Source organism: Pontibacter arcticus (assembly GCF_003284895.1).
Taxonomy (GTDB): Bacteria; Bacteroidota; Bacteroidia; order Cytophagales; family Hymenobacteraceae; genus Pontibacter; species Pontibacter arcticus.
The window spans coordinates 706,117-722,323 of sequence record NZ_QMDV01000002.1; the positions used below are offsets into that span (position 1 = coordinate 706,117).

A 16,207-nucleotide genomic window follows, 5' to 3' on the forward strand; every position below is an offset into this window, starting at 1 on the left:
AAAAAGGAAGCCGATTGGCCTCCTTTTTTATTTTGGTGCTTCAGATCATTATTTCTTCAGCATCTTGTTAATACGCTCTGCATCAGCTGTACGCTTTAGACGTGTATACACAGCGCTCAGGTTTCTTAACGTAGACTCATCATTTGGCTGTAACTCCAGTGCTTTCTCAAAATATGGCACCGATGCTTCATAATGCTTCTTAGATTGTGCTTCTAAAGCTTTACCTTTTTTCTGGAATGTAGCATAATCCATTTTCGCAGCTTTGTTGTTAAAGTCACTGCCTTTGTTGTATTCCATAACGGCTAAGTTATAGTGTGCATCAAAGTTTTTAGGATCAAGCTCAATTGCTTTTTTATAGTTGGCATAAGCGCCATCCAGGTTGTTCTTGCGCTCCTGTAAATTACCCAGTACTGCATATAAGCTGGCATTATTCGGATCAGCTTTGATAGCGGCTTCCAGTTTTGCCAATGCTTGGTCAGCACGGTTGTTTTTCAGGTAATATTTCAGTTCTTCCTGCATCAGGTACACGCTATTCGGATGCTCTTTCAAACCAGCGCTTAGTGCAGCTAATACCTGCTCATCGCTCGCTTCGGAAGCCTGCATTAACTGGATTTTGTTTTTGAAAACATCTTCCGTTTTATGGCCAATACCAATCAGCTGATCATAATATTTGATAGCGCCTTTGTAATCCTGCTTGGCGGTAGATGCATAAGCAGCGTAAAGTACAGCGGTTGTATCAGTTGGGTTGATCTTCGAAGCCAGCTCATACTTCTTGATAGCATTATCCCAGTTCTGGGCGTTATGGAATTCAACTGCCTGGTTCAAAACCTGTCCGTAAAGCATGGTTAAGCGCTCCGGAACCTGCTTGCCAAACTCGCTGTCTTTGCCTTCCAGCTCTAATGTTTTGTTAAATGATTCCAAAACAATAGTTGGCGTATTGTCATTTGTTAATTTCCCGTAGATCGGGTTGCCCAGCATATCCTGGTAAATAACACCACGGTAAAACCAGGTTTTTGCTTTGCCTTTGGTTTTGTCATGTGCAATTGCTTTCTCTATATCAGCCTGCGCTTTATCTAATGTGCCATTTTTGTGGCTCAAGACGGCACTGTTTACTGCAGCATTCTGTGCGCTTGCCACTGTAAATGTAGCTGCTGCAAGGGCTGTAAGAACTATTCTTTTCATACTCAGTCTTTAGAATTGGTTAGTGTTGATTTAATGCTAAACGCTTATAAAGTTAAAATAAATCCGTTTATACTTCTGTTTCGATTTCAGGATCCACCATGGTGTCTGGCTGTAACGATTCTTCCGGCTGCAGTTCCGACTGATCTAAAACAGCTTCTGCTACTACTTCCTCATCGTCCATTTCAATTTTCGCAACCGAAGAAATCTGGTCAGCTTCATTTAATTTGATCAGCCTCACTCCTTGCGTTGCCCGGCCAATTACCCTGATCTCACCTACTCTCAATCTGATCGTTATACCGGATCGGTTGATGATCATCAGGTCATCTGTATCCACTACACCCTGTATAGAAACCAGTTTACCAGTTTTATCAGTTACATTCAGTGTTTTCACACCTTTGCCACCGCGGTTTGTAATACGGTATTCATCTAATAAAGAACGCTTCCCGAAACCGTTTTCTGATACAACCAGAAGCTCCGTTTCCTGGCTCTGTACACAAACCATACCAACTACTTTATCATTGGCATTAGCAAGCGTTACGCCTCTTACACCAGCTGCATTACGGCCCATCTGGCGAACCTGAGTCTCGTTAAAGCGAATCGCTCTCCCCGACTCCAGCGCAATTACAATCTCACTGTTACCGTTGGTCAGTTGCACATCCAGTAAGCGGTCGCCTTCATTAATTGTGATGGCATTGATACCGTTGGTACGCGGTCTGGAGTAAGATTCCAGTATGGTTTTCTTAATGGTGCCTTTCTCCGTACAGAATACCAGGTTATGGTTCAGGATAAAGTCCTGGTTCTTCAGGTCGCGCACATTTAAAACGGTACGTACTTTATCTTCCTTCTCGATCTGGATCAGGTTCTGAATAGCGCGGCCTTTGGTTGTTTTGCCACCCTCCGGAATCTCGTATACTTTCAGCCAGAACACTTTACCAAATTCTGTAAAGAACATCATGTGGTGGTGTGTGTTGGCAATAAAGATGTGCTCCGTAAAGTCGTTTTCTCTGGAGGCAGCTACACCACGCGAGCCAACGCCACCGCGGCTCTGGCTACGGTATTCGTTCAGCGAAGTACGCTTTATATACCCTTCATGCGAAATGGTGATCACCATGTTCTCTTCCGGAATCATATCTTCGTACGAGATATCGCCGGTGCTTACTTCGATGCTGGTGCGGCGCTCGTCTCCGTAACGCTCTCTAATTTCGATCAGCTCATCTTTGATGATCTGCTTACGCAGTGTTTCATCATTCAGAACAGAAACCAGGTAATCGATCAGTTTCATGATCTCCTGGTACTCGGCCTGAATCTTGTCACGCTCCAGGCCGGTCAGGCGCTGCAGACGCATATCAAGTATGGCACGCGCCTGGATCTCGGATAAACCGAAACGCTCCATTAAACCATTACGCGCAATTTCAGGGTCTCTGGAAGAACGGATCAGGTTAATTACTTCGTCCAGGTTATCCAGCGCAATCAGCAAGCCTTCCAGAATGTGGGCACGCTTTCTGGCTTCATCCAGTTCGAACTGTGTTCTGCGGATTACTACTTCGTGGCGGTGCTCTACAAAATAATGGATCAGCTCTTTCAGGTTCAGCGTCATCGGGCGGCCTTTTACAAGGGCCACGTTGTTTACACCAAACGAAGACTGAAGCGCTGTATACTTGTACAGGTTATTTAAAACCACATTCGGGATAGCATCACGCTTCAGGTCGTACACAATACGCAAGCCGTCGCGGTCAGATTCGTCCCGGAGATCCGAGATGCCTTCAATTTTCTTTTCATTTACAAGCTCCGCTGTTTTCTCGATCAGCGATGACTTGTTTACCATGTAAGGAATTTCCGTTACAATGATTTGCTCTTTACCGGATGGCGTTGTTTCGAAAATAGCACGGCCACGCATCAGCACACGACCACGGCCGGTTTCGAACGCAGCTTTTACACCATCATAGCCATGTATAATACCACCCGTCGGAAAATCCGGGGCAGTAATGAACTGCATAAGCTCAGAAATGGTAATTTCCTCGTTATCGATATAAGCGATGGTACCATTAATGATCTCGGTAAGGTTGTGCGGCGCCATGTTGGTTGCCATACCTACTGCGATACCGGATGTACCGTTTACCAGCAGGTTAGGAAATTTAGCAGGCATCACGCTAGGTTCTTTCAGCGAGTCGTCGAAGTTGGAAACAAAGTCAACGGTATTTTTCTCTAAGTCTGAAAGCAGCTCATCGGCAATACGCTTTAAACGCGCTTCTGTGTAACGCATGGCAGCCGGGCTATCACCGTCAATAGACCCGAAGTTACCTTGACCATCTACGAGCGGGTAACGCAGCGACCAGGGCTGCGCCATACGCACCATGGCTTCGTATACTGAGGAGTCGCCGTGCGGGTGGTACTTACCCAACACCTCTCCTACGATTCTGGCAGATTTTTTATACGCTCTGTTATAAGATACCCCCAGTTCAGACATACCGTAAAGCACACGGCGGTGAACCGGCTTTAGTCCGTCCCGAACATCAGGTAAGGCTCTGGAAATGATAACAGACATTGAATAATCGATATACGCACCGCGCATTTCGTCTTCAATGTTGATCGGTATTATTCGTTCGCCTTCATTCATGTTTATCTACTAAATTTTTGGTTAGATTAAATCTGATTGTCTTGGTTTAAAAAGAAAATGCAAAAAGAAGTTATTGCTTGTTCCGGGCTTTAGAGTTGCGGTTCTTTACTTTCTCCTGCGATGTTTTAGGAAGCTTCTGTCCATACTTGGGGTTCTTGTTTCGTTTCCAGAAAGGGACGCCTCTAAACTCCTGATCACCGTGCGGGTGCATCATGCGTACCTGGCACGAAACAATTGGGCAGGCCGTTTTGCAGGAAGAAACTGAAAGTATAAGGAAAGTGCAGCCTGCAAGCAGCATCACGTATTTTTTTGCTATCCGCGCCGAAGTATAAAGGGCAGAACTGCTTGCTTTTTCTTTTGAAATCATATCTTACAAAAGTAACCCTTTTTATGTTAAAAAACCACCTTTTAACGCTTAGATTTAGCATTTACCAGGGTCTGGCAGGTATTAAAAAGGGTGAAATCCGTTAATCGTGAAACCGCCATCCACAGCCAGCGTCTGGCCGGTAATATAAGCGGCGGCGGGCATACATAAAAAGGCCACTGCGGCTGCAACATCTTCGGGCTCACCGATTTTGCGCAAGGGTGTGCGGGCGAGCACGGCGCTCTTAAATTCTTCGTTCTGAAGCACCGTTTGTGCCAGTGGTGTACTGATATACCAGGGCGCTACCGCGTTTACTCGGATGTTAGCAGGTGCCCACTCACCTGCCAGGTTGCGGGTTAGCTGCGTGAGTGCGGCCTTGGTCATACCATACACGCTGCCCGTGCGCACATGCGTTAAGCCCGCTACGGAGGTAACATGTATAATATTGCCCTGCTCACTTAACTGCAGCAACGGATATAATAACCGGTTTAGCTCAAAGGCTGACCGCAGGTTGGTGCTCATGATAAAATCATACTCGTCAGAAGAATATTCAGTGGTAGGCTTGCGGATGTTGGTGCCGGCATTGTTTACCAGTATATCCAGTTTGCCCCAGAGTTTTTCGGTGGCGGCTTTTATACTTTCTCTTCCCTCCGGTGTGCTCACATCTGCTACCAAGGTATGAATCGGCCGGGCAGCATTTGCTTTCAGGTTATCCAGGTCTGCTTGTTTTCGGGCAACTGCTAATACCTCAGCGCCAAGCGCTACAAAATCATCTACAATGGCTGCGCCAATGCCTTTTGAGCCGCCTGTTATAACTGCTTTTTTACCGGTTAGTAACCACCTGTTTTCTTTCATAGTCTGCTGCATAGTAAGTATGAAATCTGTTTAAAAAGATCAATTTATACTTTAATCAGACTTTTCGCCTTTTATTCTGTTCAGGTACGAGGTCAAGTAGGCTTTATCTGGTTTTGGCCTGTAGTTCAGCTCCTGAAACTGCAGCTGGCCTTCCTTGTTTTTCTGGATGTGATAGACAAAAACATACTTTCCTCCCTCCTTGCGCCAGCCATCAAATTTACCAAAACGTAAGTCGTTTATAAAGATTCCATCGGGCGCAGGCACAATAGTAAAATAGCCTTTGGTTATACTTAACAAACGCTCAATTTTGGGGTTGCCCAGATACGGATTCAGCAATTCTTTTTGCTGTGGTTCATACTCAAACCGGACTGTTTTATCAGCATCCAGCAATGAATAAAAACCTGTGTAAAAACCCTCTTTTGTTTGCGCAGTAACAGCCCACAAAAGTGTATTAAGCGGCGTTGGTTTGCTGATGTAGGAAGTATAACCAATGCCCTGCTTTTTAAAACTGGCTTCAAATACTTCATCGGCCTTTGCTTTGGCTGCAAAAGAGAAAACAATGTAAAGCGAACTTACAACCAGACCTGCATAATTTAATTTGCTGCGGATACCGGATTTGCGGTTATAGAAAGCTGCAGCTGTTACAAGTATAAGAAAGGGTACTGTATACAGCGGATCGATAACAAAGATGTTGTAAAATGCTACGCCATACGTACTGAATGGCCAGAAAAGCTGTGTGCCCCAGGTGGTAAAACTATCGAGTATGGCGTGTGTGGTAAAACCCAGGAAGAAGAGCCAAGTCCAATCGCGAAAAGTGGCCGTTTGGTTGCGGTAAAACCGGTGCAACAGCCACCCCAGCACCGGCGACATCACAAAAGCAAATAGAAAGGAATGCGAGAAAGAGCGGTGGAAACTTAGCTGCTGCACCATATCCAGCCACGGGTTAAACAGGATATCCAGATCCGGGATAGTACCGGCAATAGCCCCCCACAACATGGCTTTATTCCCGATCTTCCGACCGCAGACAGCCTCGCCCACTGAGGCACCCAATACAATCTGTGTTAATGAATCCATACTTTACTAAGTATAGCCTACCTTTATACTTAGCTAAGTATAAAGGTAGGCTACGCTGAAATGTGAAATCTATCTGATGATCTTCATGCGGTGAAACTCTTTCTCACGATCGAACAGGTAGCGGAACGTGGCATGGGTCTTGTAAATTCGGCCCCCGATCTGCTCAACCAAATGCATCATCTTCGGGTTGAAGTCTCCGATCCAGTTCATCTGCAGATCTACGTATGGAATGCTTTTATCTACCTGAATCACCTTGCCAGCCTCTACGATCATGGCAGCTTCCACGCCTTTACTCTGATGCTCTGGTGTAATACCGAACACAATGCCGTACATTGTTTTACAGGCACCTCGCCAGCGGTGGAAAGCAAACTTTAATTTTCCCCAAAGGTCCATTTCGCCGTTAACGTACCTGAAAAGTCTATTCAGTTCCGGAATAGCGATAAAGAAACCAACAGCCTCATTGTTGTAATAGGCAAACCACATAATGCGCTCATCAATTACAGGTTTCAGGGTACGCATTACAGTCTGGGCCTGCGCTTCGCTCATCGGCTTTACACCTTCGTGCTTTGCCCATCCTTTGTTATATACTGACCTGAAATCTTCTGTAAATTTCTCCAGGTTGGCCTTATCCATGTGCTTAAAGCTATAAGCGGGGTTTGCCAGAATACGTTGTGCTTTTTCGTTATACTTTTCAGGGATCGGATCGAGCACTTTTCTGTAGTAAGTATACTGGTTAAAGTATAACCCGAAGCCGTACGTCTCGAAGAGGTGCTGGTAGTATGGGTAATTGTAGTGCATGCCATAGTTTGGCGGGTAAAAGCCATCAATCAGCAAGCCCCACCATTTATCGCGGTCGCCAAAATTGATCGGCCCGTCCATTGCCTCCATGCCACGCGCCTGCAGCCAGGTTTTACAGGCATCCAGTAAGAGGTTGGCTGCTTCCTGGTTATCGGTACAATCAAAGAAACCCATACCACCGGTTGGTTGATCGGTGGTATTAACGGTTTTTTTATTGATGAAAGCAGCTACCCGCCCTATGGTTTCGCCTTTTGTGTTTTTGAGGATCCAGCGCACAGCTTCCCCTTCGCGGAGCAGCCTGTTCTTTTTCGGATCGAATACAGCTCGGATATCTTTAGAAAGCGGTTGAATGTAGTTGGGGTCTTTTTTATAAAGCCTTACCTGCATCTGAATAAATTCATTCTCCAGCTCAGGTGATGTTACCTCTATTAGTTGCATAGGATTGTTTAGCGTCTAAGCTTCAAATTAAAAGATTATCTGCAATAAAACATAATGTACCAGTTATTGCCACCACGAACGGGATCAACTGAAAGGATAGAATTGCAGGGAAGTATGGTCGGAAATGAAAAAAGGTTTCCAGACGTATATCTGAAAACCTTTTGAGATGAGCCCCCAGTCGGAATCGAACCAACGACCTACTGATTACAAGTCAGTTGCTCTACCAGCTGAGCTATGGAGGCTTGTACTTTTATTTTTGAAATAACAGGTGCAGTACACTCACAAGTTATTTTAGGAGATGAGCCCCCAGTCGGAATCGAACCAACGACCTACTGATTACAAGTCAGTTGCTCTACCAGCTGAGCTATGGAGGCTTACTCTATTGTTGTGCTTTAGAGTTCCAAAGCGATGCAAAGGTATATCTAAGTTTTAAATCTTCAAATATAGCATCCACTTTTTTTAACGCGCTTTAGTAAGGAATTGAAAGTCAGGCTTAAAATTTTATCCTCTGAACGCCTGCAGCTGTTTATTAAGCAGATCTATGCGTTTCTGAGCCTCTGCAATTCGTCCTTCGTACTCTTCGCGCAGTTTATCAGCGTTCTTAGAGCGCGCAAAAAACTCAATGTTCGTACGCAGTGTCTGGATGTCGTTTTGCAGATGCGATACTTCGCGGCGTATACCCTGCTCGCGTTGCTGCAACTTCTGGCCGGCATCCGGGCTTTGCTTTAAACGCTCTACCTGCAGCTTCACGATAATCTCGGTGCGTTCATCGTAGCTAACGGTAGGCACACGCTCGAGGTATTTCTCCATCAGGGCCACAAACTTTTCTTCGGCTTTAGCGCTATACTTTCTTCCGGCTGCCGCGTCCAGCTGTCGCCATTGGTTTGCAAACGCGTTAAACTCTTCCAGTGTAGCCGGTGCATTCGGCTCAGCCAATATGCCGGCTAAATGGTCGCAAAGCTCCATTTTTTCTGCAGAAAGTTTATCCAACTCAGCGCCGCGTTGCTGCTCCACTGCCTGTTTCTTATCAAAAAACTCGTTGCAGGCTGTACGGAAACGGTTCCAGATTTTATCAGAAAACTTATCCGGCACACGGCCAATGGTTTTCCATTTTTTCTGAAGCTGGATCAGTTTTTCTTTTGTTGCATTCCAGTCTGTGCTCTCCTTCAGCTGTTCGGCTTGTTCGCACAATTCGGTTTTTAAACGCAGGTTTTGAGCTTTCTGCTCGTCCAGGCTCTTGAAGAACTGGTTTTTGTGCTGGAAAAATCCTTTATAATTACCCCAGAAAGCTTTGTTGATTTCTTCGGCATGTTCTTTTGGTACTAAGCCAGCCGCATCCCATTCTTCTTTCAGTTTCTGGATCTCGTCTGTCTTATCGCGCCAATCGTTAATACGGTCTGTTGTGAAGCCCTGGAAAGCCTGCAGACGCTCCAGTAAAGCTCTTTTCTTAACCAGGTTTTCGTTTTCGCGCACGCTGCGCTCCTGATGGAAAGAGCGGCGTTGCTCGTGTACTTTTTCTGAAGCGGCAATAAAGCGCTCCCAGATCGGATCGCGCTGGTCGTTCGGAACCGGTCCGATATTCTTCCATTCTTCGTGCAGATGGCGGAGTTCTTCCAGTGCTTTGTTGATCGACGTTTCGTTTTGAAGGGCTTCTGCTCGCTCTACCAAATGCAGTTTTGCATCCAGGTTACGCTTGCGGTCGAGCTCTTTCATCTCGAAGAACATGCTGCGGTTGTTATAGAAAATATCGAGCAGCGCGTGATAAGAATCCCAAAGTTCCTGCGCTTCGCCCGGAGGCACAGATCCGATCGTTTTCCATTCCTGCTGTAGTTTCTTCAATTCGTCGCTGCTGCTTTTTGTTTCAGCAGATTCTACCAATTCGCGCAGTTTCTGGAGTAAAGCTTTCTTACGGGTAAGGTTTTGCTGGCGTTGCTGTTCAGCGCTCTGGCGGTCCTGGTGCCTGGAATCGCGGTAAGCGGTTAGTAGTTTCTCTAAGTCCTGGTGTTCCGAAGAAGCGTGGTAATCGAAATCTTCGTCAGCGCCACCCTCTTGCTTAAACTTATCAAGCGCTTCGTGGCGCTCTGCCTGGAAACGCAGGTCGTAGAAACGCTGCATTTCATTGATGATCTTATACTTGGTTCGGGCATCAGCCCCTTTTACTGCAGCAATTAACTGCTGACGAAGCTGGTCGATGGAAAGCTGGCTGTAATCCTGGCTTTCGTCTTCAAATGTATCTTCTTCTTCAGCCTCCGGGGCAGCAGTAAATGTTTCTGTAGTAGAAATATCAGAAGTAGGAATTTCGTTGGATTGCCCTGTTTCCCCGGCTGCGGTACCCTCAGAAGATTCAGCGCTAACGTCAGCATCCACCACATTGGTATTCGCTTCAGCAAAAACCTCCGTTATGTTTTCAGTTTCATGGGCTTCCTGGTTATCCTGCAAAGAAGGCTGCATTTCAGGTTGCTCCTCTTTCGGTACCTCTGTATCAGATGCCTGCTGGTTGCGGTTGCTAATTTCAGCGAGACGCTGCTCCACTATACTTTGCGGCGAGTTAGTGCCTTCTGGTGTATTAGCAGCCTGGTTTTGCTCTGGCCTGGTGTTCTCAGCTCCGGTGGTGTCCATATCTTTAGAATTTGTTATCATAGTATTAAAATACGCTATTTAGTTCAGGCGCGGGTCTTCAGGGTAGTTCGAAAGCACTTTATACTTGCCGCCCATTTGCCGGAGTATGCTACGCCATAGTGTATCTGTCTCCAAATTAAATAATTTATTTGCAGCATTGTTATTAACGATCCAAACATTTTTATCAATCTCCTCCTGCAGCTGCCCCGGCGTCCAGCCAGAATAACCTAAAAAGAATTTAATATCGTCTGTATTGATCAGCCCTGCCCCTATTTTGGTGCGCAGCATTTCAAAATCGCCGCCCCAATACAAATCATCAGAAAGCTCCACGGCTTCCGGTAAATCTTTGAGGCGGTGTATGTAGTGCAGTGTGTTATATTGCATGGGGCCGCCTATACCTAGACCGGCATCAAAGGCATTATCATATACATCCACAACATCAGAAAGCAGCAGATTAGACATTCTGTTGAGAACAAGGCCAAATGTACCGGCCGTTTCTTCGTGGCTGCAAAGCAGCACCACGGTACGCTCAAAATTAGGGTCGCCTAAGTATGGCTCAGAAATAAGTATGCTACCTGCCTGCGGTTTTATCAGCTTTGCTTCTTCCATCGGTCTTCTTCTTTTGCTACTTAGTAAGAGGTAAACAATAATTTAATAACGATGTTCGGACTTATATCATGTGTTTAAGCCATTATTACTACTTACGGAAAGTGGGCAATATGGTCGTAGAGCCGCTGGATAAACACTGTTTTTTTGCTTCCGGCAGAAATGCATACCAATTTCAGTTTAAAGTATAGAATTGAAATTTTGTGTTATACCCCACTGATAATTTTTATAATTTTGAGCATAACAAAGAAACCACGATGGCCCTAACCCATAACATTGCCGACATCCGGATAAATTATTCAAAACAGGAATTAACCGAAGCATCTGTGGCTGGCAACCCGATCGACCAGTTTCAGGTTTGGCTGCAGGAAGCCATACAGGCGCAGGCCGACGAGCCTACGGCACTGGTTTTATCAACTGTAAATGCGGCAGGAAAGCCATCGGCACGTGTTGTTTTACTGAAGGGTGTGGATGCACAGGGCTTCACTTTCTTTACCAATTACGAAAGCCGCAAAGGGCACGAACTGGCTGAAAACCCGTTTGCTGCCCTTACATTTTTCTGGCCAGCGCTGGAGCGACAGGTGCGCATCGAAGGGCGTGTGGCAAAAGTAAACCCAGCAGTTTCGGATGCCTACTTCCAGAGCCGCCCAAAAGGCAGCCAGATTGGCGCATGGGCTTCGCCGCAAAGCAAAGAGATCGAAAGCCGCACAAAGTTAGAGGAAGCCGACAAGCAATACACAACTCAGTTTGCTGATACGGAAAGCATACCGCGGCCTGAACATTGGGGTGGCTATGTGCTGCAACCCGAAGTTATTGAGTTCTGGCAAGGCCGGCAAAATCGCCTGCACGACCGCATCGTGTACAAATTATCCGATACCGCCTGGAAACTTAAAAGGTTGGCTCCCTGATACCTGCACATATAGTTTATACTTTATAGCAAGCTTAACTTAACCGAAACAGGCCGGTTTATACTTTTAGCCTATCCTGTTTATACTTTATACTTTAGATGGCTGAGATACTTCCGTTAAAAGCGTGGCGCTACAACGACGATTTGCATTTAAACATTGCCGAACTAACCTCTCCTCTGTTTGATGTGGTGTCGGAGCGGCAGCGCGAGGCCTTGTACCGCAATAGTTTTAACAGCATCCATCTATCGGTGCCTTACGGCGAGAAACCAGCCAGCAACGCCGCTTTGTTATTACAGACCTGGAAAAAACACGGCATTCTGCACCAGGATGCGTTGCCAGGTATTTATGTGTATTACCAGTATTTCCAGTTGCCGGGCAGCGATAAAGTATATTGCCGAAAAGGTTTTATCTGCCATATCAAAGCCTACGACTGGAGCGAAAACGTACTGCTGCGCCACGAGAACACCATCCCATCCGCTGTAAACGACCGCATCGAACTGCTGGAGAAAACGCAGCTTAACTCCAGCCCTACCCACGGACTTTATACCGACCCCGAGTTTATACTTGAAAAGTACATGGATGAAAGTATAAAATCGCCGATCTACGAAACCGAAGATTACCAGGGCGTGCGCGATGTGCTTTCCGTGATACACGACCATGAAGTTATAAAGCTTTTTCTGCAGACGCTACAGCATAAACAGGTACTGCTCGCCGATGGCCACCACCGTTACGAAGGCTCTCTGGAATACCGCAAAAAGATGATGCAGGAGAATCCGGATCATACCGGTTTCGAGGCGTACAATTACCATTTGATGTACCTGACCAACTCCGAGCACGATGATCTACGCATCCTGCCTACGCACCGCCTGGTAGAAAAAATAGAGTTGACAGACGAGGAATTTCTGCAGAAGCTCGCGCCATACTTTGTTATCACGCCCAAAGAAGACCCCTATGAGCTGAACGAAGTAATATTGGGCAAGCAATGGGCCTTTGGTTTATACTTAAGCGGAAATGCCTACAAACTGAGATTAAAACCCGAAATACACGAACTCATCAACTGGGAAATTCCGCAGCAGGTAAAAGACCTTGATTTGACGGTGCTGCATTTTTTTGTATTTGAGAAAGTACTGGGCGTGTACCAGGAAGCGCAGCGCAAAATGCCCGGCTTAAGCTACGAGCGTAACTTTACGGCCTGCATCAGCAAAGTAAATTCCGGTACGACACGGTTGGCGCTTATCACAAATGAAGTATCAATGGAACAGGTAAAACGCGTATGCCACAGCGGCGCTGTTATGCCACAAAAGTCCACATTTTTTTACCCCAAAGTTATCTGCGGATACTTGTTTAGCTCTATCAAAGAAGATGAATTCTGTTCGGCCACTGCTGCTTGCCTCTAACTCCCCACGCCGCAAAGAACTGCTTGCCGGTTTGGGCCTGAATTTTACAGTGCGTGTAAAAGAAGTAAACGAAGATTATCCTGCCCACCTGAAACGCGCTGAGATTGCCGAATACCTGGCATCGCATAAAGCTTCAGCTTACTTAGATGATTTGCAGAACGAAGCTCTGATCACAGCAGATACGATTGTTTGCCTGGCCGATGCCGTATTGAATAAACCAGCAAATTATGAAGAAGCGTTTGCTATGCTGCGCTCCCTTTCCGGCACCAGCCACGAAGTTATTACCGGCGTCTGCATCCTGACAAAAGAAAGCAAAACAGTGTTTCATGATACCACCAAAGTATACTTTAAAGCGCTCTCCGACTTCGAAATAGATTACTACATCACCACTTATAAACCCTACGATAAAGCAGGCGCTTACGGCATTCAGGAGTGGATCGGGATGATAGGGATCGAGCGCATTGAAGGTTCTTATTTTAATGTGGTGGGCCTGCCCGTACAAAAGCTTTACGCAAAACTGACGGAGTTAGGGATTGTTAATTGTTGATTGATGATTGTTGAAAAACTACAAAATCCGGAGATCAGAACTGAACTTCAAAACAACAATTTAGCAATTTAACCACCCAACCATTTGGCAATCCATTACCTTTGCAGTCTGGATGTGATTTAACTCATCTGAAAAGTCAGCAAGCAACAATTAACAAACAGCAATCAACATGTCATTCATAAAATTATACTTAGCTCCCGGTAAAGAACACTCGCTTAAACGCAGACACCCCTGGGTTTTTTCCGGGGCAATACGCAAAGCAGACGGCGAACCGGCAGAGGGCGAAATTGTAGAAGTATATTCGAGCAAACACGAGTTTCTGGGGATGGGCCATTATGCCCCGGGCTCTATTGCCGTGCGTATTATTTCGTTTGAGCAGGTAGAGCCGGATTATACTTTCTGGCTGAACAAAGTACAACAAGCTTATACTTACCGCAAAGGTTTAGGTTTGGTCGATAACCCACAAACCGATGTGTACCGTTTAGTGTATGCCGAAGGCGATGGTGTGCCGGGCCTGATCGTGGATATGTACAAAGATACGGCTGTGGTGCAGGCGCACTCGCTGGGTATGTATTATGCGCGCGAGCACGTAGCTAACGCCCTGAAAGAAATTTACGGCGACAAACTAAAAGCGATCTACGATAAAAGTGCGGAATCCTTATCAACCAAATCGCCGGTTGATGCAGTAAACGGCTATTTGTACGGAGAATCTACGGGCGGCGTAGTGGTAACCGAAAACGAGAACAGGTTTTTTATTGATTGGGAAACAGGTCAGAAAACAGGCTTTTTCATCGATCAGCGCGAAAACCGCGAGCTGCTGGCCCGTTATATCAAAGGCAAATCAGTGCTCAACACGTTCTGTTATACTGGCGGATTCTCAGTTTATGCTTTAAATGCCGGAGCCGCGGAAGTACACTCCGTGGATGTCTCTAAAAAAGCGATCGAGCTGACCGAAAAGAACGCCGAACTTAGCAACCACCCCGAAAACCACGAAGCCTGGGCCGTGGATACCTTTGAGTTCCTGAAAGGCAAAGAAGAACGCTATGATGTCATCGTACTAGACCCTCCTGCGTTTGCCAAAAGCCAGAAAGTACGCCACAATGCGCTGATGGGCTACAAACGCCTGAACGCCGAAGCACTGAAGAAAATAAAGCCGGGTGGTATACTTTTCACGTTCTCGTGCTCGCAGGTTGTAGACAAATACCTGTTTAACAGCACCGTGATGGCAGCCGCCATTGAAGCAGGCCGGAACATCAAGATCATGCACCACTTGTCTCAACCAGCCGATCACCCGATTTCCATTTTCCATCCGGAAGGCGAATACCTGAAAGGCCTGGTTCTTTTCGTAGAATAGAAATGAAACAAAAATCCCCGGCAAGTATAAATGCCGGGGATTTTTGTTTTAAAGTATAACAAGCTCCAGGCCTGCAGTTAGTATTTGGGGCAACTCCATCCGGATGCGCCACTCTTTGGGGTAATAATTATTGATGCGATTGCCAATCTGTTTGGCCCAGCCCAGGGGCAGGTTCTTGTATTGCATTAGTACCCAGTCGTTGCCGCTTGTGCCGAGGCTGATGTCTTCCTTTCGTAAATAGCGCAGCGCGGTTTCCAGGTCGAGTTCGGCGGTGTTAAACTGCGCTTTGTTGAGGTGCTGCGAAAGTGCCAGCGCATGCAGCGGTTTTATCTTTTTACCGTTCACCTCGGCTACTTCTGTTCCGGCGTACACCACATACAGTTTCTGGTATACTTCATCAGCAGCTTCAAACAAACTGGCAGGTATGGCAGAAATGATCTCGTTGTGCTGCAGCCATTCATACTTTTCAGGTGCTAGCAGCCAGTTTTCTACCAACGCTTTTTCTTTTTTGCCGGCCAGGGTCAGTTTATACTTTTTCTTTTTGGAGGAAGTATGGTTTTCTGTTGCTGTGCCGCCTTTGCGCAACACGGCCATAAAAAAGCCTTCGCCCTGTACCAGGTGCGGATAAAAACGGTAGCCCTGTATACTTTCCATACTTGATTCGGTAATGCCCCAGGCCGGATCGAGCGCCAGTTTTATACTTTGGGCATCTTCGCGGTCGGCAAGCCAGGCCATATTTTCTTCGTTTTCGGCTTCGTTCCAGGTGCAGGTGCTGTAAATTAAAATGCCGCCCGGTTTCAGGGCATCCCATACTTCCGTCAGGATGCGTTGCTGGCGCTGGGCACAAAGCTTTACATTATCCTCCGACCATTCGGTAATCGCGCCCGGATCTTTCCGGAACATACCCTCTCCGCTGCAAGGCGCATCCACCACCATTACATCAAAAAAAGCAGAAAACTTACTTAAATCGCGTGGGTCGTTGTTGGTTACGAGCACGTTGCCACTTCCCCATTTGGCAATATTTTCGGCCAGGATATGGGCGCGGCTTCGGATCACTTCGTTGGCAACTAGCAAACTATCCTCCGAAATTAAACCGGCCAGCAACGTCGATTTACCGCCTGGTGCCCCGCAAAGATCAAGTACATGCAGTTGTTGCGAAAGATCGGTGGACTGCTGCAAAGCCTGCTCTATAAACATCGAACTGGCTTCCTGCACATAATAAGCACCACCGTGCAAAACAGGGTCGAGTGTGAAAGCCGGGCGATGAGGCAGATAATAACCGGAAGCGGACCAGGGCACGCGGGGCAGATCGGTTGGTAACTGCGCTTTAGCGGCGTTTACCCGAATACTGACAGGGGGCGTTTGCGTTAAAGCCTGCTCGAATTGTGGGTACGCGGCACCAAGTTGCTGCTGCATACGGGTTGCAAAAGAAGTAGGAAGATTCATCA

13 protein-coding genes and 2 tRNA genes are annotated in these 16,207 nt (G+C 46.5%); 4 read left to right on the forward strand and 11 right to left on the reverse strand.

The window, feature by feature from the left end; all coding sequences use genetic code 11:
- Positions 1 to 48: 48 nt before the first annotated feature.
- The 10 genes from DP923_RS08245 to DP923_RS08290 form a co-directional block, all read right to left on the reverse strand.
- The gene (locus tag DP923_RS08245; RefSeq protein WP_112305353.1) at positions 49 to 1,182 is read right to left on the reverse strand and encodes a tetratricopeptide repeat protein; all 1,134 of its coding nucleotides are present in this window, start codon (positions 1,180 to 1,182) and stop codon (positions 49 to 51) included.
- Between the two features lie 67 nt (positions 1,183 to 1,249).
- Positions 1,250 to 3,799: a DNA gyrase subunit A gene (gene gyrA, locus DP923_RS08250; RefSeq protein ID WP_112305354.1), complete on the reverse strand. Its 2,550-nt coding sequence runs from the start codon at positions 3,797 to 3,799 to the stop codon at positions 1,250 to 1,252.
- Positions 3,800 to 3,869: 70 nt separating this feature from the next.
- A complete protein-coding gene (locus tag DP923_RS08255; protein WP_112305355.1) occupies positions 3,870 to 4,166 on the reverse strand; it encodes a hypothetical protein in 297 nt (98 codons plus the stop codon).
- Between the two features lie 81 nt (positions 4,167 to 4,247).
- On the reverse strand, positions 4,248 to 5,018 hold the full coding sequence (locus DP923_RS08260; protein WP_112305632.1) for an SDR family oxidoreductase: 771 nt from the start codon (positions 5,016 to 5,018) through the stop codon (positions 4,248 to 4,250).
- Between the two features lie 51 nt (positions 5,019 to 5,069).
- On the reverse strand, positions 5,070 to 6,092 hold the full coding sequence (locus DP923_RS08265) for a metal-dependent hydrolase (protein ID WP_112305356.1): 1,023 nt from the start codon (positions 6,090 to 6,092) through the stop codon (positions 5,070 to 5,072).
- 69 nt (positions 6,093 to 6,161) lie between these two features.
- Complete coding sequence (locus DP923_RS08270; RefSeq protein WP_112305357.1) at positions 6,162 to 7,328, reverse strand: hypothetical protein; 1,167 nt, start codon at positions 7,326 to 7,328, stop codon at positions 6,162 to 6,164.
- A gap of 169 nt (positions 7,329 to 7,497) precedes the next feature.
- A tRNA-Thr gene (locus tag DP923_RS08275) sits at positions 7,498 to 7,570 on the reverse strand.
- 59 nt (positions 7,571 to 7,629) lie between these two features.
- A tRNA-Thr gene (locus DP923_RS08280) sits at positions 7,630 to 7,702 on the reverse strand.
- A 127-nt stretch (positions 7,703 to 7,829) separates the two neighbouring features.
- Positions 7,830 to 9,968: a DUF349 domain-containing protein gene (locus DP923_RS08285; protein WP_112305358.1), complete on the reverse strand. Its 2,139-nt coding sequence runs from the start codon at positions 9,966 to 9,968 to the stop codon at positions 7,830 to 7,832.
- 18 nt (positions 9,969 to 9,986) lie between these two features.
- Positions 9,987 to 10,556 carry a YqgE/AlgH family protein gene (locus DP923_RS08290; protein WP_112305359.1) on the reverse strand — a complete coding sequence of 190 codons (570 nt, stop codon included), beginning with the start codon at positions 10,554 to 10,556 and terminating at the stop codon, positions 9,987 to 9,989.
- Positions 10,557 to 10,810: 254 nt separating this feature from the next.
- Here DP923_RS08290 and pdxH point away from each other — a divergent pair, with 254 nt between their 5' ends.
- From pdxH to DP923_RS08310, 4 genes are all read left to right on the forward strand, one after another.
- Positions 10,811 to 11,461 (forward strand): pyridoxamine 5'-phosphate oxidase, encoded by a 651-nt coding sequence (pdxH, locus tag DP923_RS08295; protein ID WP_112305633.1) that lies wholly within the window; start codon positions 10,811 to 10,813, stop codon positions 11,459 to 11,461.
- A 98-nt stretch (positions 11,462 to 11,559) separates the two neighbouring features.
- Positions 11,560 to 12,858: a DUF1015 domain-containing protein gene (locus tag DP923_RS08300; RefSeq protein WP_112305360.1), complete on the forward strand. Its 1,299-nt coding sequence runs from the start codon at positions 11,560 to 11,562 to the stop codon at positions 12,856 to 12,858.
- Complete coding sequence (locus tag DP923_RS08305) at positions 12,824 to 13,405, forward strand: Maf-like protein (protein ID WP_112305361.1); 582 nt, start codon at positions 12,824 to 12,826, stop codon at positions 13,403 to 13,405. Before DP923_RS08300 ends, DP923_RS08305 begins: the two co-directional genes overlap by 35 nt.
- 169 nt (positions 13,406 to 13,574) lie before the next feature.
- A complete protein-coding gene (locus DP923_RS08310) occupies positions 13,575 to 14,759 on the forward strand; it encodes a class I SAM-dependent rRNA methyltransferase (protein ID WP_112305362.1) in 1,185 nt (394 codons plus the stop codon).
- 48 nt (positions 14,760 to 14,807) lie between these two features.
- Here DP923_RS08310 and DP923_RS08315 read toward each other — a convergent pair whose 3' ends face one another.
- Complete coding sequence (locus DP923_RS08315) at positions 14,808 to 16,205, reverse strand: methyltransferase RsmF C-terminal domain-like protein (RefSeq protein ID WP_112305363.1); 1,398 nt, start codon at positions 16,203 to 16,205, stop codon at positions 14,808 to 14,810.
- Positions 16,206 to 16,207: the final 2 nt, after the last annotated feature.